Origin of the sequence: Micromonospora sp. NPDC047738 (genome assembly GCF_040642675.1) — a bacterium.
In the GTDB taxonomy this organism is placed as follows: Bacteria; Actinomycetota; Actinomycetes; order Mycobacteriales; family Micromonosporaceae; genus Micromonospora.
Genome location: NZ_JBEYSO010000012.1, coordinates 17629 through 34398, shown reverse-complemented (window position 1 = coordinate 34398; position 16770 = coordinate 17629). Strand labels below are relative to the sequence as shown.

General features: G+C 71.3%; 18 protein-coding genes. 14 read left to right on the top strand and 4 right to left on the bottom strand.

The window, feature by feature from the left end; all coding sequences use genetic code 11:
- Positions 1-8 precede the first annotated feature (8 nt).
- The 5 genes from ABZ783_RS20100 to ABZ783_RS20080 all read left to right on the top strand — a co-directional run bounded on the left by ABZ783_RS20100 (position 9) and on the right by ABZ783_RS20080 (position 5273).
- Positions 9-941: a sugar ABC transporter permease gene (locus tag ABZ783_RS20100; protein ID WP_357440293.1), complete on the top strand. Its 933-nt coding sequence runs from the start codon at positions 9-11 to the stop codon at positions 939-941.
- Positions 938-1807, top strand: a complete 870-nt coding sequence (locus ABZ783_RS20095; protein ID WP_357440290.1) for a carbohydrate ABC transporter permease — start codon at positions 938-940, stop codon at positions 1805-1807. Before ABZ783_RS20100 ends, ABZ783_RS20095 begins: the two co-directional genes overlap by 4 nt.
- Complete coding sequence (locus tag ABZ783_RS20090; RefSeq protein ID WP_357440288.1) at positions 1804-2841, top strand: zinc-dependent alcohol dehydrogenase family protein; 1038 nt, start codon at positions 1804-1806, stop codon at positions 2839-2841. The genes ABZ783_RS20095 and ABZ783_RS20090 overlap by 4 nt, the downstream gene beginning before the upstream one ends.
- A 102-nt stretch (positions 2842-2943) precedes the next feature.
- On the top strand, positions 2944-4797 hold the full coding sequence (locus ABZ783_RS20085) for a transketolase (RefSeq protein WP_357440698.1): 1854 nt from the start codon (positions 2944-2946) through the stop codon (positions 4795-4797).
- Between the two features lie 68 nt (positions 4798-4865).
- Complete coding sequence (locus ABZ783_RS20080) at positions 4866-5273, top strand: DUF2267 domain-containing protein (protein ID WP_357440285.1); 408 nt, start codon at positions 4866-4868, stop codon at positions 5271-5273.
- 13 nt (positions 5274-5286) lie between these two features.
- Here ABZ783_RS20080 and ligD read toward each other — a convergent pair whose 3' ends face one another.
- Complete coding sequence (gene ligD / locus ABZ783_RS20075) at positions 5287-6240, bottom strand: non-homologous end-joining DNA ligase (RefSeq protein ID WP_357440695.1); 954 nt, start codon at positions 6238-6240, stop codon at positions 5287-5289.
- 143 nt (positions 6241-6383) lie between these two features.
- Here ligD and ABZ783_RS20070 point away from each other — a divergent pair, with 143 nt between their 5' ends.
- Complete coding sequence (locus ABZ783_RS20070) at positions 6384-6773, top strand: DUF2267 domain-containing protein (protein ID WP_357440282.1); 390 nt, start codon at positions 6384-6386, stop codon at positions 6771-6773.
- A gap of 80 nt (positions 6774-6853) precedes the next feature.
- Here ABZ783_RS20070 and ABZ783_RS20065 read toward each other — a convergent pair whose 3' ends face one another.
- The 3 genes from ABZ783_RS20065 to ABZ783_RS20055 all read right to left on the bottom strand — a co-directional run bounded on the left by ABZ783_RS20065 (position 6854) and on the right by ABZ783_RS20055 (position 8948).
- Positions 6854-7243 (bottom strand): VOC family protein, encoded by a 390-nt coding sequence (locus tag ABZ783_RS20065; protein ID WP_357440279.1) that lies wholly within the window; start codon positions 7241-7243, stop codon positions 6854-6856.
- Positions 7240-7959, bottom strand: coding sequence for a hypothetical protein (locus ABZ783_RS20060; RefSeq protein WP_357440276.1), 720 nt, complete (start codon positions 7957-7959; stop codon positions 7240-7242). Before ABZ783_RS20060 ends, ABZ783_RS20065 begins: the two co-directional genes overlap by 4 nt.
- Before the next feature lie 230 nt (positions 7960-8189).
- On the bottom strand, positions 8190-8948 hold the full coding sequence (locus ABZ783_RS20055) for a FadR/GntR family transcriptional regulator (RefSeq protein WP_241825229.1): 759 nt from the start codon (positions 8946-8948) through the stop codon (positions 8190-8192).
- 135 nt (positions 8949-9083) lie between these two features.
- Here ABZ783_RS20055 and ABZ783_RS20050 point away from each other — a divergent pair, with 135 nt between their 5' ends.
- From ABZ783_RS20050 to ABZ783_RS20015, 8 genes are all read left to right on the top strand, one after another.
- On the top strand, positions 9084-10373 hold the full coding sequence (locus ABZ783_RS20050) for a sugar ABC transporter substrate-binding protein (protein ID WP_357440273.1): 1290 nt from the start codon (positions 9084-9086) through the stop codon (positions 10371-10373).
- 77 nt (positions 10374-10450) lie between these two features.
- Positions 10451-11401, top strand: coding sequence for a sugar ABC transporter permease (locus ABZ783_RS20045; protein WP_357440270.1), 951 nt, complete (start codon positions 10451-10453; stop codon positions 11399-11401).
- Entirely contained in the window at positions 11398-12213 is an 816-nt protein-coding gene (locus ABZ783_RS20040) for a carbohydrate ABC transporter permease (RefSeq protein ID WP_073834538.1), read from the top strand. The genes ABZ783_RS20045 and ABZ783_RS20040 overlap by 4 nt, the downstream gene beginning before the upstream one ends.
- 5 nt (positions 12214-12218) lie before the next feature.
- Complete coding sequence (gene dgoD / locus ABZ783_RS20035) at positions 12219-13367, top strand: galactonate dehydratase (protein WP_357440267.1); 1149 nt, start codon at positions 12219-12221, stop codon at positions 13365-13367.
- Positions 13368-13371: 4 nt separating this feature from the next.
- Positions 13372-13995 (top strand): bifunctional 4-hydroxy-2-oxoglutarate aldolase/2-dehydro-3-deoxy-phosphogluconate aldolase, encoded by a 624-nt coding sequence (locus ABZ783_RS20030; protein ID WP_357440265.1) that lies wholly within the window; start codon positions 13372-13374, stop codon positions 13993-13995.
- Positions 13992-14945 (top strand): sugar kinase, encoded by a 954-nt coding sequence (locus ABZ783_RS20025; protein ID WP_357440263.1) that lies wholly within the window; start codon positions 13992-13994, stop codon positions 14943-14945. The genes ABZ783_RS20030 and ABZ783_RS20025 overlap by 4 nt, the downstream gene beginning before the upstream one ends.
- A 23-nt stretch (positions 14946-14968) precedes the next feature.
- Positions 14969-16198, top strand: a complete 1230-nt coding sequence (gene manD, locus ABZ783_RS20020) for a D-mannonate dehydratase ManD (protein WP_357440261.1) — start codon at positions 14969-14971, stop codon at positions 16196-16198.
- Entirely contained in the window at positions 16188-16736 is a 549-nt protein-coding gene (locus ABZ783_RS20015; RefSeq protein WP_357440258.1) for a gluconokinase, read from the top strand. Before manD ends, ABZ783_RS20015 begins: the two co-directional genes overlap by 11 nt.
- Positions 16737-16770: the final 34 nt, after the last annotated feature.

The following is a 16770-nucleotide window of genomic DNA, read 5'->3' as shown; positions in this document are numbered from 1 at the left end:
GTGAACCGATGACCCGGACCATCACCGCCGGTGCCGGCGCACCGCCGCGCCGAGCCGTCCGACCCGTCCCGCTCGGCGCACGGCAACGCTGGACCCGCCGCGCCCCGCTGCTGCCCGCACTGATCTTCGCGATCGTGGTGACCCAGATCCCGTTCCTGGTCACCCTCTACCTGTCCACCCTGGACTGGAACGCACTCCGACCCGGCCGCCGCGCGTTCATCGGCCTCGCCAACTACGGCGAGGTGCTCACCGACGCCCGGCTGCGCGCCGCCCTGCTGAACACGGTGCTGCTCACCGCCGCCTCCGTCGTCGTCTCCGTCCTGCTCGGCCTCGGCCTGGCCATCCTGCTCGACCGCCGGTTCCCCGGACGCGGTGTCGTCCGCACCCTGCTCATCACACCGTTCCTGGTGATGCCCATGGCGGCGGCGCTGCTGTGGAAGCACGCCATCTACAACCCGTCGTACGGCCTGATCAACGGCATCGCCGGCGGCAGCACCGACTGGGTGTCGCAGTACCCGATGATCTCCGTGGTGACCACGCTGGTCTGGCAGTGGACCCCCTTCATGATGCTGATCATCCTGGCCGGGCTGCAGGGCCAGTCGCTGGAAACCCTGGAGGCCGCCCGGGTCGACGGGGCTGGGCCGTGGCAGACCTTCACCCGGGTGACGCTGCCCTACCTGCGCCCCTACCTGGAGCTGGGCGCCCTGCTCGGCTCCATCTACCTGGTGCAGACCTTCGACGCCGTCTTCACCATCACCCAGGGCGGCCCCGGCACCGCCACCACCAACCTGCCGTACGAGATCTACCTGACCACCTTCCGCAAGTTCGAGTACGGCGAGGCCGCCGCGGCCGGCGTCGTGGTGGTGATCGGCACGATCGTGGTCGCCACCTTCGCGCTGCGGGTGATCTCCAGCCTCTTCCGGATGGAGGATGCGCGATGACGACACTGACCCGGCACGCGTCCCGGCGCCGGCCCACCAGCCCCGCCCGGCGGGCCAGCGGCGTGCGTGGGGCGGCCTGGACCACGCTGGCCTGGCTCGCCGGACTGCTGTTCTTCCTGCCGGTGCTATGGATGGTGCTCACCGGATTCAAGCGGGAGGTCGACGCGGCCAGCAACCCGCCGACCTGGTTCTTCACCCCCGTGCTCGACGGCTATCGGCAGGTCTTCGACCGGGACCTCACCCCGTACCTGCTCAACTCGGTGACCGCCAGCCTGGTCTCCACCCTGCTGGTGCTCCTGCTGGCCACCCCCGCGGCGTACGCGTTGTCGATCCGGCCGGTCGCCAAGTGGCGGGACGTGCTGTTCTTCTTCATCAGCACCAAGATGCTGCCCGCGGTCGCCGCGCTACTGCCGATCTACCTGCTGGTCAAGCAGCTCGGCATGCTCGACAACGTCTGGACCATGGTCGTCCTCTACACGTCGATGAACCTGCCGCTCGCGGTCTGGATGATGCGCTCGTTCCTGCTGGAGGTCCCGTCGGCGCTGATCGAAGCGGCGGCGATGGACGGCGCCAGCCTGACCGTCACGATCCGGCGGATCCTGCTGCCGATCGTCGCGCCGGGCCTGGCCGCCACCGCGCTGATCTGCTTCATCTTCAGCTGGAACGAGTTCTTCTTCGCGGTGAACCTCACCGCGACCCGGGCCGGCACCTCACCGATCTTCCTGGTCGGCTTCGTCACGTCCGAAGGGTTGTTCCTCGCCCGGCTCTGCGCGGCGGCGACCATCGTGTCGCTGCCGGTGGTGCTGGCCGGCTGGATCGCCCAGAAGCAGCTCGTCCGAGGACTCTCCATGGGGGCGGTCAAATGAAGGCAGCGGTCATCGTCACGCCGGGACAGATCTCGCTGGAGTCCGTGCCGGATCCCACGCCGGGGCCACGGGAGGTGGTCGTCGAGGTCGCCGGGTGCGGGATCTGCGGCACCGACCTGCACATCATGGACGGCGAGTTCGCGCCCGCGTACCCGATCGTGCCCGGCCACGAGTTCGCCGGCACGGTGGTCGCCACCGGGCGGGACGTCACCGAGGTGCGACCGGGCGATGCGGTCGCCGTCGACCCGTCGCTGCACTGCGGCGAGTGCTACCAGTGCCGGCGCGGCCGGGGTAACCTCTGCGAACGCTGGGCGGCCATCGGCGTCACCGCCTCCGGCGGCGCGGCCGAGTACGCGGTGGCGCCGGTGCGGAACTGTTTCCTGCTCCCCGAGAGCATCGCGCCGGCGGACGCCGCGCTGATCGAACCGCTCTCCTGCGCGGTACGCGGCTTCGACGTGCTGCCCCGCCGGCTCGCCGATCACTACCTGATCTACGGCGCCGGCACCATGGGCCTGATGATGCTGGAGCTGGCGAAGCGCTGCGGCGCGGCCAGCGTCAGCGTGGTGGACCCGAACCCGGACCGGCTCGCCACCGCGGTGCGGCTGGGCTGCTCGGCCAGTGCCGCGAGCGCCGACGAGGTGCTCCGCCCCCGGGGGTGGGACGTGGTCATCGACTGTACGGGCGTGCGCGCGGCGATCGACGACGGGCTGGGCCGGGTTGCCCCGGCCGGGACGTTCCTGCAGTTCGGCGTCTCGGAGTACCGCACCCGGGCCACGGTCGAGCCGTACCGGATCTACAACCGGGAGATCACCGTCACCGGCTCGATGGCGGTGCTGCACAGTTTCGAACGGGCCGGGGAACTGTTCGCCGCCGGCGTGCTCGACCCGGAGGTGTTCATCAGCCACCGCTTCCCGCTCGACCGGTACGCCGAGGCGATGGCCCAGTTCCGGGCCGGCGTCGGTCGCAAGATCCAGGTGACCGGGCCGGGCGGTGCTGCCGACAGCCGGACTGGCAAATCAGGCGTTACCGGATGATGTCCCGCCTTTCGGACTACCGTTGGCGGGAGGCGGTCAGCCGCCCGTGCGGGCCGAGGACCGGCCGAGCGGGGCGGACCTCGGGAGGCGATACCGGTGACCATGGAAGCAGAGCGCACCCTGCGCGCGGAGGAGATCAGCCAGCTGGGTGAACTCGCCGCCCAGCTACGGGTGGACTCGATCCGCTGCAGCACCCAGGCCGGCTCCGGGCACCCCACCTCCAGCCTGTCGGCCGCCGACCTGATGGCGGTACTGATCTCCCGGCACCTGCGCTACGACTGGGTGAACGCCCGCAACCGCAACAACGACCACCTGATCTTCTCCAAGGGCCACGCCTCCCCCCTGCTGTACGCGGTCCTCAAGGCGGTCGGCGCGATCAGCGACCAGGAACTGATGGACACCTACCGCCAGCTCGGGTCGCGCCTGCAGGGCCACCCCACCCCGGCGCTGCCCTGGGTGGACGTCGCCACCGGTTCGCTCGGCCAGGGGCTACCGGTCGGCGTCGGCATCGCGCTGGCCGGCCAGTACCTCGACCAGTTGCCGTTCCACGTCTGGGTGCTCTGCGGCGACAGCGAGACCGCCGAGGGCTCCATCTGGGAGGCCCTGGACAAGGCCGGGCACTACGGGCTGCGCAACCTCACCGCGATCGTGGACGTGAACCGGTTCGGGCAGCGGGGGCCGACCGAGCTGGAGTGGGACCTGGACACCTACCGGCGGCGGGTCGAGGCGTTCGGCTGCCATCCCCTGGTCGTCGACGGCCACGACCTGGCGGCGATCGACGCGACGTTCAGCCGCGCCCGGCAGGCGACCGGGCCGACGGTGGTGCTCGCTCGCACGGTAAAGGGCAAGGGCGTGGCCGAGGTCGAGAACAAGCCGGGCTGGCACGGCAAACCCCTGAAACCCGACATGGCTGAACGGGCCGTCCAGGCGCTCGGCGGCGTCCGGCAGATCCGGGTCGCCGGCCCGAAGCCCGAGCCCGCCAAGCCCGCCGCCAAGCCCGAAGCCAAGCCGCCGGAGCTGCCCCGGTACGACAAGGGGGCGAAGGTGGCCACCCGGAACGCGTACGGCGAGGCGCTGCGCGCACTGGGCTCTCGGCCGGACGTCGTCGCCCTGGACGGCGAGGTGAGCGACTCCACGCGGTCCGACAAGTTCGGCGAGGCGTACCCGGACCGGTTCTTCGAGATGTTCATCTCCGAACAGCAACTCGTGGCCGCCGCGGTCGGTCTGCAGGTGCGTGGTTACCGGCCGTTCGCCGCGACCTTCGCGGCCTTCCTCTCCCGCGCCTACGACTTCATCCGCATGGCCGCCATCTCCCGGGCCGACATCGCCCTGTCCGGCTCGCACGCCGGGGTGGAGATCGGGGCGGACGGGCCCTCGCAGATGGGGCTGGAGGACCTGGCCGCAATGCGCGCCGTGCAGGGCTCGACCGTCCTCTATCCCAGTGACGCCGTGTCCTGCGCCGCCCTCGTCGCGCAGCTGGCCGACCGCAAGGGCGTCAGCTACCTGCGCACCACCCGGGGCAAGTACCCGGTGCTCTACGACAACGGCGACGAGTTCCCCATCGGGGGCAGCAAGCTGATCCGCCCCGGTGACGACGTCGCGCTGATCGGCGCCGGGGTGACCGTGCACAACTGCCTCTCCGCCGCCGACGAGCTGGCGCGCGAGGGGATCGACGCGCGGGTCATCGACCTCTATTCGGTCAAGCCGCTGGACCGGCAGCGGCTGCTCGACGCGGTGCGGGACACCGGCGGCCGGCTGGTGGTGGTCGAGGACCACTACCCGGAGGGCGGGCTGGGGTCGGCCGTGCTGGAGTCGCTGGCCGACCTCGCCGACCCGGTGCGGGTGACCCACCTGGCGGTACGCGGGCTGCCCACCTCCGGCACGTCGACCCAGCTGATGGACCAGGCGGGGATCGGGGTGACCGCCATCGTCTCGGCGGCCCGCGCCCTGGGGTGACGGCTCCCGCGTCGTTTCACCCCCGCCGGCGTGGGTACCCGCAGGTCCGGTCCGAGAGGGGGGTCCAGGTGAACTACACCGAGTTCATCCAGTCGGTGGCGGCGAAACCGCTGGCGGCACCGGCGCAGGCCGAGCCGATCACCCGCGCCACGCTCGTGACGCTGGCGGAACGGATCACCGGTGGGCAGGCGCGGGACCTCGCCACCCAGCTTCCCGAGGAACTGCGGTCGTGTGTCGACAAGCCCGACGAGCACCCCGAACCGTTCGGGCTGACGGAGTTCCTCGAACGGGTGCAGAACCGGGCCGCGGTCGACCGCCAGGAGGCCACCGACGGCGCGCGCGCCGTGCTGGACACCCTGCGGGAGAAGATCAGCGCCAAGGAGTACGGCGACGTCGTCGACCAGTTGCCGCAGGAGTTCTGGCAGCTGACCGGACCATCGGTCAACCGGTTCGAAACCCGCCGGGTCGGCACCTAGGGCGATCGCGGGGTCACCCCTGCAGCCGGATCTCAGCCGGCTCGCGATCGCTGCGCAGCCCCTTCCAGGATGGGTGCCGCAGCCGCCGGTCCGGGGTCCAGGACCGGAAGGTGACGTCCCCGACCAGGGCCGGGTCGACCCAGACGGCGTGGCGGGCGTGCTCGCGCGGCACCGGGGAGTCGAACGGCGAATCCGGCCGGCCCAGCGGCTCGAGGCGCCGCTGCAGGTCACGCAGCACGGTCTGGGTGAAGCCGGTGCCGACGTGACCGATGTAGATCAGCTTGTCGTCCGCGTCGTACATGCCGAGCAGCAGGGAACCGATGGTGCCGGCCCGCCGGCCGGACCCCGGCTTCCAGCCACCGACGATCACCTCGACCGTGTCGTTGAGCGGCACCTTGACCCACGCCGGTGCCCGGCGGCCGGGCTGGTACGGCGCACCCAGCTGCTTGGCGACGACCCCCTCCAGGCCGAGTTCGGCCGCCGCCGTGGCCAGGTCCCGGCCGGCCTCGCCGGTCCAGTACGGCGGCGTGTCGACGCTCTCGCCGCTGACGCCCAGCTCCTCCAGCGCCGCGCGGCGCTCGGTGTACGGCAGCGCGGTGAGGTCCCGCCCGTCCAGGTGCAGGAGGTCGAACAAATACAGCCGCACCGGGGTCGACTCGACCAGCGCGGCGGCCGGCGCCCGGACGTGCATCCGGTGCTGCAACGCCGAGAAGCTGGGCCGCCCCTGGCCGTCGAGCGCCACGATCTCCCCGTCGAGCACCGCCCGCCGCCCCGCCATTAGCCGCGCCAGCTCGCCCAGCTCCGGATACGCCCGGGTGACGTCCCGGTCGTTGCGGCTGAGCAGCCGGAACCCGCCGTCGACGTAGGCGATCGCGCGGACGCCGTCCCACTTGAACTCGTAGCCCCAGCCCGACCCGGTGGGCAGCGCGCCGCTGGAGGCGAGCATCGGCGGCACGAGCTTCGGCATCCTGGCACCCACGCCTCGATCATGGCCAACGCCGGCGCCGGGCAACGCCGGTTTCCGGCCTTTCGCCCGGTGGCCGGACCGCCGTCGTTTGTGGCAGGCGGCGGCGGGTAGCCACCCGGTCTCCGGGACGGGAAGGACGGGGCATGGCTGAGCTGGAGTTCGTCGAGAAGGTGGCGGCGGGGGCCGGGGTCCCGGCGGAGACGGCGCGAGCGCTGACCGACGCCACCCTGCGTACGCTCGCGGAGCGGATCAGCGGCGGCGAGGCGGCCGACCTGGCCGACCACGTGGCGCACCAGCTGCGTCCGCTCCTGGCCCGGGCCCGCCCCGAGGAGCCGGAGGCATTCGGGTACGAAGAGTTCCTGCGCCGGGTGGCGGAGCGCGCGGGAGTGGAACGTGAGGTCGCCGAGCGGGGTGCCCGGGCCGTCCTGCGGACCCTGGACCCCGTGGTCGGGCACCAGGAATTCACGAACGCGCTGTCGCAACTGCCGGCGGACATCCGAAGCTTGGCCCAGCCGGTGCCCCGCGGGCGCTGACCGCCCGGATCGGGCGGCCAGCCGGGACGGGCATTTCCGTGGTCCCGGCGGTCGCCCGTGGACCGCCGGGACTCCTCCGGTCAGCCGGGCAGGTACAGGAACGACCACTGGTGGCCGTCGAGGTCCCGGAACCCGCGCATGTACATGAACCCGAGATCCTGGCCCGGGCCCAGCGACTGCCCGCCCGCGACGGCCGCCAGGTCGACCAGCTCGTCGACCCGTTCCCGCCGGTCGACGCTGAGGCCGACGATGACCTCCCGGCTGGTCGTGGTGTCGCACACCGCGGTGCCGGCGAACGCGGCGAAGGCCGCCGGGGTGTGCAGGATCAGGTGGGTGCTGCCGCCGAGGGTGAGCTGGGCGCTCTCCCCGCCGGGCTGCCGGGGCCCGGCGGTGAAGCCGAGGGCGGTGAAGAACTCGACCGCCCGGTCGAGGTCGCGTACCGGCAGGTTGACGAACGTTCCGCTGCTCATCGGGTCTCCTCCGGCGACTCCAGGAGTTGCTTGAGGGCGGCCAGTCGGTCCCGCCAGTATGCCCGGAGCCGGTCCGCCTCGTCGGCGTCGGCCAGCTTCTCGTGCAGGACGGCCACCCGCGCCTTTGCCTCGCCCGCCGGGGTGAAGCCGACGGCGATCCGGGTGGGCCCGCCCGCCCAGTCCGCCCGGAAGGTCTTCGGCGCGGTGGCGGTACGGACCCGGACCGGCACCTCCGGCAGCCACCGCCGGCGTACGGCCTCGTCGGCGAACGCGGCGAACAGCACCGCCACCGGCACCGCCACGGTCCGGCTGCCGGTGGCCTCGAAGCCGCCGCCTCTGCGCTGCCCCGGCTCGCGCAGCCCGCGCGCCTGCTCGTACCCGACGGTGATCGTCTGCGCCCACCAGCCGGGCACGTCGTGCGTTGTGACCAGCCAGCGCGCGATCTCGGTGTGGCCGCGCTCGGCGGCGCCCCACTCGTCGAGCAGCTGGAACCAGTCGTCCCAGGCGCGTCCGGTCCGCTCGTGCAACACCGCATCCGAGACCCGGTCCCGCTGCCCCCGGCCGCCGGGGGCGGCCGGAACGGGGTCGGGCGTGTTGGGGGTCGGGGCGCCGGTGGTGGCCTTGGCGAGTAGTTGGCGGCGGGCGGTCGTGTAGCTCTCGCCGGTCTTCGCCATCCGGGCCCGCACCCGGGTCTTGAACGACTTCTGAGTCGTCATCACATGCTCCCGTCGGCGGCACGGTCGCAGGGACTCACGCTCCCGTCGACCTCGCCGCACTGGAGTGCATGTGGCGTGTCGAGGTGGGCCAAGCGGCACCGCGCCCCGAGGACCCGAGGTCCCCTTTGCCTCCGCGAGGCCGGCGGCGTGAGCACCGGGCAGGAGGTGAGGCGCAGGACTGCGCCGGGGCCAGCATACGCCTCCGAACGCCCGGGGTGGGGGAGGTCAGCTCACCGGGCGGGTTCGGCGGTCTGCTCCCAGATCGACTTCATCTCGTCGAAGGCCTGTTCCATGAGCTGCACCATCGCCTCCCGGGCGCGCTCGCCGTCGTGCCGCTGGATCGCCTGGGCGACCTCGGCGTGCAGCTGCAGCGCCTGCTCGTGCGGGTGGTGGGGCATCAGGTGGTGCTTGTGTCGGCCGGTGAGCACCTCCGCGACCAGATCCTGCAACCGGACGAACATCTCGTTGCCGGAGGCGAGCAGCACCCGCCGATGGAACTCGATGTCGAGGCGCAGGAAGCGCTCCTCGTCGCCGGCCTTGCCGGCGGCCCACATCTTCGCCGCGAGTCCGACCAGATCGCTCGCCTCGTCGTGGCCGGCCCGGTTGGCGGCCAGCAGGGCGGCGTGCGGCTCGATGGCGGTGCGCAGCTCGGTGATCGACCGGAGCTGGGTGATCCGGCTGTCCGAGGCGAGCCGCCAGCGGATCACCTGCGGGTCGAAGACGTTCCAGTCGTGCGCCGGCCGGATCGTCACCCCGACCCGCCGGCGGGTCTCGATGAACCCGATCGACGCCAGGACCCGCAGCACCTCGCGGACCACCGAGCGGGACACCTCGTAGCGGTCCACCAGATCGTCGATGTTGAGGACCGCCCCGGGGGCGAATTCGCCGCCGCAGATGGCGGTGCCGAGGTGCTCAAGGACACGTGCGTGCAGCCCGGCTTCGGCTGGGGCGTGCTGGGCGGTGGTGCCCCCGGAGGAGTACGGTTCCACGCCAAGGATCATATCAGTTGGGTCTACCCCTTGAATAAGTCAGCTTTTTCGGCCTAGCATCCCGACGTTAAGCGGATGTAAACCCCGAGGTGGCGCCCATCAGGGGCCGCGACCGGGACCGAAGGAGAGATAAGCGTGCGACGTCGATCGATAATCGGCACTTCGCTGGCCGTCGTCGCCGCCATGGGCCTGTCCGCCTGCGGCGGCGGGGCCGACGGCGGCAGCGGGTCGAAAACCCTGCGCGTGACGCTGGTGAACCACGTCTGGACGGAGAACATCAAGAAGGCCCTGCCGGAGTTCGAGAAGCAGACGGGCCTCAAGGTCGAGGTCACCCAGCTCGGTGAGGACCAGCTCTCCGACCAGTACAACGTCAAGCTGAACGCCGGGTCCAGCGACCTCGACGTGATGATGTACCGGCCGCTGCAGGAGGGGAAGCTGTTCGCCAAGAACAAGTACCTCGCCGACCTGACCGACCGGACCAAGTCCGACAGCGCCTTCGACTTCAGCGACTTCCAGGCCGGTCCGGTGCAGGCCACCACGTACGAGGACAAGATCGTCGGCGTGCCGATCATCACCGAGCAGGAGGTCCTCTACTACCGCAAGGACCTGCTGGAGAAGTCCGGTTTCACGGCCCCGCCGAAGACCCTTGACGAGCTCAAGACGCAGGCGGCGAAGGTCGCGGCCGACAACCCCGGAGTCGCGGGCTTCGTGTCCCGTACCGGCAAGGCGGCCGCCGTCACGCAGTTCTCCAGCTTCCTGTACAGCTTCGGCGGCGACTTCGTCGACGGCAGCGGGAAGGCCTCGGTCAACACCGAGCAGGCCAAGCAGGCGTACGCCTACTACGGCGGGCTGCTCCGTGACCACGGCCCGAAGAACATCAGCACCGACATGAGCTGGTCCGAGGCGATGGCGATCTTCACCCAGGGCAAGGCGGCCTTCTACACCGAGGCCAACTCGCTCTACAAGAACGCCACCGACCCGGGCAAGTCGAAGGTCTCCGACACCGTCGGCTTCGCGACCTTCCCGGCCGGCCCGGCCGGCTCGAAGCCGTACAACATCCCGTCCTGGGCGCTCGGCATCAACGACGCGTCGAAGAACAAGGACAACGCCTGGAAGTTCATCCAGTGGGCGGCCGGCAAGGAGCAGGCCCTGTCGCAGCAGAAGGCCGGCGTCCCCGGCGCCCGGGCCTCCGTCTGGGACAACCCGGAGGGCACCGCGACCTACCCGAAGGACCTCGCCGAGGCCACCAAGGTCAGCACCGCCAACGGCGTCGGCCACGACCGTCCGCTGGTCGTGAAGGTCGCCCAGGCTCGCGAGATCGTCGGTCAGCCGATCGTCGACGCGATCACCGGCAAGGACGCGGCCGCCTCGGCGGACGCGGCGAACGAGGCGTTCCAGAAGTTCCTCGACGACGAGGCGAAGTAGTCCGACCGCGGGGTGGCGGGGCTGACCGGCTCCGCCACCCCGCGCCGGGACCCTGGCCCTGAACACCCGGAGACCTCATGTCAGCCGTCACCACACCCGTCACCAGATCGCCCGACGCCGGCCCGGCACCCTCGGCGGAGTCGGCCTGGTCGCGCTGGGCCAACGCGCACCGCAAGTGGCTCTTCGCGGCACCCGCCATGGCATTCGTCGCCGTGCTGATCATCTTCCCGGTGGCGTGGACCGGATACCTCAGCCTGACCGACGCCGAGGGCTCGGTACGCGCCGAGAGCCAGTTCATCGGGTTCCAGAACTACCTCGACGTGCTCACCGACACCGACCGGTTCTGGCCGGCGGTGTGGCGCACCGTCTTCTTCACCGGCGTCGTGCTCCTCGTCGAGGTCGTGCTCGGTATGGCGATCGCCCTGCTGCTGTGGCGACCGTTCCGCGGTGAGAAGTGGGTCCGGGTCGCCATCCTCCTGCCGCTGGTGGCCACCCCGGTCGCGGTCGGCATGATGTGGCGGCTGATCTTCGACCCCAACATCGGGATGGCGAACCAGCTGCTCAGCTGGGTAGGCATCGGCCCCCAGCCCTGGCTGGCCGGCCAGAGTTCGGCCCTGCCGACGACGATGTTCATCGACATCTGGCAGTGGACCCCGATGGTCGTGCTGATCCTGCTCGCCGGGTTGACGTCGCTCTCCGACGAGCCCCAGGAGGCGGCCCTCATCGACGGCGCCAGCACCTGGCAGCGGTTCCGGCACGTCACCCTGCCGCTGCTGATGCCCACCGTGATCGTCGCGATCCTGCTGCGCGGCATCGATGCGCTGAAGACCTTCGACATCCTCTACGCCACCAAGGGCCGCGGCGGCGGGTCGTTCCACGAGGTGGAAACCCTCAACGTCTACGCGTACGGCCTCAGCTTCGACTACAACGACTACGGCGTCTCATCGACGGTCCTCATCATCTTCTTCCTGATCATCATCGGCGTCATGTGGGCTCTGACCTACCGCAAGAAGGGGCTGCAGCGATGAACCCGGGCAAGCCGTTCAAGGTGTTCAAGGCGCTGGCGCTGGCCGTCGTGGTGATCTCGCTGGTCGCGCCGCTGCTCTGGATGATCGCCGCCTCGTTCAAGACCAACGTCGACATCTACGACACCAGCAAGGCGTTCTCCTTCTCGCCGACGCTGGACAACTACCACAACGTGCTCCAGCAGGCGAACTACGTCCAGTTCATCGGCAACAGCCTCTGGGTCGCGTTCGCCGCCACGGTGCTCTCCCTCATCCTCGGGGTGCCCGCCGCGTACTCGATGAGCCGCTTCAACATGAAGAAGTCCGCGCTCGTCGTGCTCATGGCCCGGGTCATCCCCGGTGTCTCGCTCCTGGTGCCCTGGTACTACGTCTTCTCGAACCTGCAGATGGTCGGCGGCTTCACGGTGCTGATCCTCAGCCACATGTTCGTGTCGCTGCCGCTGATCGTCTACATCATGATGGGCTTCTTCGACAGCCTGCCCGAGGACCTGGAAGAGGCGGCGTTGGTCGACGGGCTGACCCACATCGGCGCGTTCCGCCGGATCACGCTGCCGCTGTCCGTACCGGGCATCGCGACCGCCGGGATTCTGTCCTTCATCTTCTCCTGGAACAACTTCATGTTCGCCCTGGTGCTCTCCGGCGCGGACACGAAGACCCTGCCCGTGGCGATTTTCGACTTCGTCGGCTACGCCAGCATCGACTGGGGCGGCCTGATGGCCGCGGCCGCCGTGGTCACCCTGCCGATCATGGTGATCGCCCTGTTCGTGCAGAAGTACATCGTCTCCGGCCTCACCGCCGGTGCCACGAAGGGCTGAGCAGCATGACCACCATCGCACGCATCGAGACCTTCCTCGTCGCCCCCCGCTGGCTCTTCGTCCGCGTCGAGACCACCGACGGGATCGTCGGCTGGGGCGAGGCGACCTGCGAGGGCCGGTCCGAGACCGTCCGCACCGCCGTCGAGCAGCTCAGCGAACTGCTGATCGGCCAGGACGCGCTACGCATCGAGGACCACTGGCAGGTCATGACCAAGGGCTCGTTCTACCGCGGTGGGCCGATCCTGGCCAGCGCCGTGGCCGGCCTCGACCAGGCGCTGTGGGACATCGCCGGCAAGCACTACGGCGCCCCGGTGCACCAGCTGCTCGGCGGCCCGGTCCGGGACCGGATCCGGGTGTACGGCTGGGTCGGCGGCGACGAGCCCAGTGAGGTCCGCGACCAGATCAGCGCCGCCGTCGAGACGGGCCTCACCGCGGTGAAGATGAACGCCTCGGGTCGGATGAGCCCGGTGGCCTCGGTGGCCGAACTCGACGGGGTGGTCCAGCGGGTGGCCGCGGCCCGCGAGGTACTCGGTGATCAGCGGGACGTCGCGGTCGACTTCCACGGCCGGTTCAGCCTCGCCACCGCCCGCCGGGTTGCCCCGCTGCTCGAGCCCTTCCGGCCGTTCTTTCTTGAGGAGCCGGTGGTTCCGGAGAACTCGCACCTCATCGGCGAGTTGGTCCGCGCCACCACCACGCCGGTGTCCACCGGGGAGCGGCTCTACAACCGGCAGGAGTTCCTGCCGGTGCTCCAGGCCGGCATCGCGGTCGCCCAGCCGGACCTCTCGCACGCGGGTGGCATCACCGAGGTCCGCAAGATCGCCGCGCTGGCCGAGGTGTACGACGTACAGCTCGCGCCGCACTGCCCGCTCGGCCCGATCGCCCTGGCGTCCTGCCTGCAGGTCGGCTTCGCCACGCCGAACTACCTGATCCAGGAGCAGAGCATCGGCATCCACTACAACCTCGGCGCCGAGGTGCTCGACTACTGCCTCGACAAGAAGCCGCTGAGCTTCGTCGACGGCTACGTCGAGCGGCTCACGGGACCCGGCCTCGGCATCGAGATCGACGAAGACGCGGTGCGGGCGGCGGACAAGCGCGGCCACGCCTGGCGCAGCCCCACCTGGCGGCACCGCGACGGCTCCTACGCGGAATGGTGACCACATGACCGTCAATCTCACCGCTGAACTCGCCGCCGCCCGGATCCTCGCGGTCATCCGGGGCACCGACACCGCCGGTGCGATCGCCGCCGGCACCGCCCTGCTGGAAGAGGGCGTACGCATTGTCGAGGTGGCCCTCACCACGCCGAACGCGGCGTCGGCCGTCGAGGCGCTGCGCGCGGCCGCGCCCGCCGGGTCCCTGGTCGGCGCCGGGACGGTGCTCACCGCCGCCGACGTCGCCGACGTGGCCGCCGCGGGCGCGCAGTTCGTCGTGACGCCGGCCGTGGTCGAGTCGATCCCCGAGGCGGCGCGGCGCGGCCTGCCCGTCGCCGCCGGCGCGTTCACCCCGACCGAGGCGTACACCGCGATGCGGATGGGGGCGTCGGCGATCAAGCTGTTCCCGGTGTCGGTGGGGGGTCCGGCGTACCTGAAGGCGGTGCGCGACCCGTTCCCGGACATCCCGTTCGTCGCGGTCGGCGGGGTGGGTCTGGCCGACCTGCCCGGCTACTTCGCCGCCGGGGCGATCGCCGTCGGCGTGGGCGGGCCGCTGGTTGGCGACGCGGCCTCCGGCGGCGACCTCGACGCCCTGCGGCAACGGGCCCGCGCCTACCTGGCTGCCACCTCATGACCGCCGTCGACCTGCTCACGTTCGGCGAGGCCCTGGTCTCGCTGCGCTCGGCCGGGCCGCTCACCGCCAGCAGCCCGCTCACGCCGCACCTCGCCGGAGCGGAGTGCAATGTGGCCGTCGGCGTGTCCCGGCTCGGGCACCGCGCGGCCTTCGTCGGCCGGGTCAGCGACGACGAGTTGGGCGGGTTCCTGCTGCGGCAGCTGCGTGCCGAATGCGTCGACGTGGCGTACGTGACCCGCGATCCGCAGCGCTCGGCCGGGCTGATGTTCCTGGAGCGGCGCACCGCCGACCTGACCCGGGTGATCTACCAGCGGGCCGGGTCGGCCGGATCGGCGCTCCGCGTCGACGACCTGCGGGCCGCCCTGGCTGCCGGGGCGCGGGTGCTGCACCTGACCGGGATCACCCCGGCGCTGTCCGACAGCGCCCGGGAGGCCACGACGTGGGCGGCGGAGAGCGCCGCCCGGGCCGGGTCACTGGTCTGCCTCGACGTCAACTACCGGGCGAAGCTGTGGAGCCGGGACGCCGCCCGGGCGGTGCTCGCCCCGCTCGCCGACCACGTCTCGGTCGTCGTGGCCTCCGCGGACGAGCTGGACCTCGTCGGCGCGCCGGGCGCCGACGAGCAGACCGTGGTGGCCGGGCTGCTGGACCGGGGTGTGTCGACCGTGCTGGTGAAGCTCGGTGGCGACGGCGCCCGCGCGTACACCCGGGACGGCTGCCAGCACGCGGCGGCGCTGCCCGTGACGGCGGTCGACACCGTCGGCGCGGGGGACGCCTTCACCGCCGGCTACCTCTCCGGCCACCTGGACGGACTCGACCTGGCCGGGCGGCTGCACCGCGCGGTCACCCTCGGCGCCTTCGCCGTCGCCGGGCACGGCGACTGGGAAGCCCTGCCGCGGCGCGACGAGCTGTCCCTCCTGGACGACCTGCTGCCCGGCAGCACCCTTCGCTGATCCACCCCGAGAAAGGCACCCGCGTGAAGATCGTCGCAGCGGACGTCATCGTCTCCAGCCCCGACCGCAACTTCGTCACCCTCAAGATCACCACGGACGAGGGGCTGACCGGACTGGGAGACGGCACCCTCAACGGGCGCGAACTCTCCGTCGCGTCCTACCTGGCCGATCACGTCGTCCCCCTGCTGATCGGGCGGGACCCGCACCAGATCGAGGACACCTGGCAGTTCCTCTACCGGTCGGCGTACTGGCGGCGCGGCCCGGTCACCATGGCCGCCATCGCGGCCGTGGACGTCGCCCTCTGGGACATCAAGGCCAAGGCCGCCGGGATGCCGCTCTACCAGCTGCTCGGCGGCGCCTCCCGGACCGGCATCATGGCCTACGGGCACGCCTCCGGCCGGGACCTGCCGGAGCTGTTCGACTCGATCCGCCACCACCTCGACCTCGGCTTCCGGTCGATCCGGGTGCAGACCTCGGTGCCCGGCATCAACGCCGTCTACGGGGTGGCCGCGCAGCCCAGCGCCGACGGCAAGCGCTACGACTACGAGCCGGCCCAGCGCACCCCGCTGCCCGCCGAGGAGGACTGGGACACCCGCGCCTACCTGCGCCACCTGCCCGGCGTCTTCGAGGCGGTGCGCAACGAGTTCGGCCCCGAGCTGCCGCTGCTGCACGACGGGCACCACCGGATGACCCCCATCCAGGCCGCCAAGCTCGGCAAGGCCCTCGAACCGTACGACCTGTTCTGGCTGGAGGACTGCACCCCGGCCGAGAACCAGGAGGCGTTGCGGCTGGTCCGTCAGCACACCACCACCCCGCTGGCCATCGGCGAGATCTTCAACACCGTCTGGGACTACCAGACCCTGATCCGGGAACAGCTGATCGACTACGTCCGGTCCGCCGTCACCCACACCGGCGGCATCACGGCCATGCGCAAGCTGCTCGACTTCGCCGCCCAGTACCAGATCAAGTCCGGTATCCACGGCCCCACCGACATCTCGCCGGTCGGCATGGCCGCCGCGCTGCACCTGGACCTGGCCATCCACAACTTCGGCATCCAGGAGTACATGCAGCACGGGGCGCTCACCAACGAGGTGTTCCGCCAGTCGTTCACCTTCGCCGACGGGTACCTGCACCCGGGAGAGCAGCCCGGCCTCGGCGTGGAACTCGACGAGGAGGCCGCTGCCCGGTTCCCGTACCAGCCGGCGTACCTGCCGTACAACCGGCTCAAGGACGGCACCGTCCATGACTGGTGAGCGGCGGTCCACCCGGCACGTCGTGGTGATGGGCGTGTCCGGGGCGGGCAAGACGACGGTGGCCCGGGGGATCAGTGAGCTGACCGGGCTGCGGTTCGCCGAGGCGGACGAGTTCCACTCGGCGGCAAACGTGGCGCAGATGCGGGCCGGCATTCCGCTCGACGACGCGCAGCGCTGGCCCTGGCTGCGCGCCCTGGCCGGCTGGATGGCCGACCGGCACGCCGAGGGGGTCTCCACCATCCTGGCCTGCTCGGCGCTGAAGCGCGCCTACCGGGACGTGCTGCGGCAGGGGCCGCCGGACGTGGAGTTCCTCCACCTGGACGGGACGGCGGAGCTGATCCGGGACCGGTTGAGCCGGCGGGTCGGGCACTACATGCCGGCGAGCCTCCTCGACTCGCAACGGGCCACCCTGGAGCAGCTGGACCCGGACGAGTCCGGGGTGGTGCTGCAGGTGACGGCAGCACCCGCCGAACTGGTCACGGCGGCGATCGAGCGGCTCGGCCTGCCGTTGCTGGGCACGGCGACCGCCGGCCGCTGACCGGCCGCCGCCGGCCCGGGGTGCGGGGCGGCGA

Excerpts from the sequence above, each read along its gene's own strand:
- ABZ783_RS20095 (WP_357440290.1), top strand. The coding sequence starts at position 938 with ATGACGACACTGACCCGGCACGCGTCCCGGCGCCGGCCCACCAGCCCC.
- ABZ783_RS20070 (WP_357440282.1), top strand. The coding sequence starts at position 6,384 with ATGGCTGAGCTGGAGTTCGTCGAGAAGGTGGCGGCGGGGGCCGGGGTC.
- ABZ783_RS20045 (WP_357440270.1), top strand. The coding sequence starts at position 10,451 with ATGTCAGCCGTCACCACACCCGTCACCAGATCGCCCGACGCCGGCCCG.
- ABZ783_RS20025 (WP_357440263.1), top strand. The coding sequence starts at position 13,992 with ATGACCGCCGTCGACCTGCTCACGTTCGGCGAGGCCCTGGTCTCGCTG.
- ABZ783_RS20030 (WP_357440265.1), top strand. The coding sequence starts at position 13,372 with ATGACCGTCAATCTCACCGCTGAACTCGCCGCCGCCCGGATCCTCGCG.
- ABZ783_RS20090 (WP_357440288.1), top strand. The coding sequence starts at position 1,804 with ATGAAGGCAGCGGTCATCGTCACGCCGGGACAGATCTCGCTGGAGTCC.
- ABZ783_RS20060 (WP_357440276.1), bottom strand. The coding sequence starts at position 7,959 with ATGACGACTCAGAAGTCGTTCAAGACCCGGGTGCGGGCCCGGATGGCG.
- ABZ783_RS20085 (WP_357440698.1), top strand. The coding sequence starts at position 2,944 with ATGGAAGCAGAGCGCACCCTGCGCGCGGAGGAGATCAGCCAGCTGGGT.
- ABZ783_RS20015 (WP_357440258.1), top strand. The coding sequence starts at position 16,188 with ATGACTGGTGAGCGGCGGTCCACCCGGCACGTCGTGGTGATGGGCGTG.
- ABZ783_RS20040 (WP_073834538.1), top strand. The coding sequence starts at position 11,398 with ATGAACCCGGGCAAGCCGTTCAAGGTGTTCAAGGCGCTGGCGCTGGCC.
- dgoD (WP_357440267.1), top strand. The coding sequence starts at position 12,219 with ATGACCACCATCGCACGCATCGAGACCTTCCTCGTCGCCCCCCGCTGG.
- ABZ783_RS20065 (WP_357440279.1), bottom strand. The coding sequence starts at position 7,243 with ATGAGCAGCGGAACGTTCGTCAACCTGCCGGTACGCGACCTCGACCGG.
- ligD (WP_357440695.1), bottom strand. The coding sequence starts at position 6,240 with ATGCCGAAGCTCGTGCCGCCGATGCTCGCCTCCAGCGGCGCGCTGCCC.
- ABZ783_RS20100 (WP_357440293.1), top strand. The coding sequence starts at position 9 with ATGACCCGGACCATCACCGCCGGTGCCGGCGCACCGCCGCGCCGAGCC.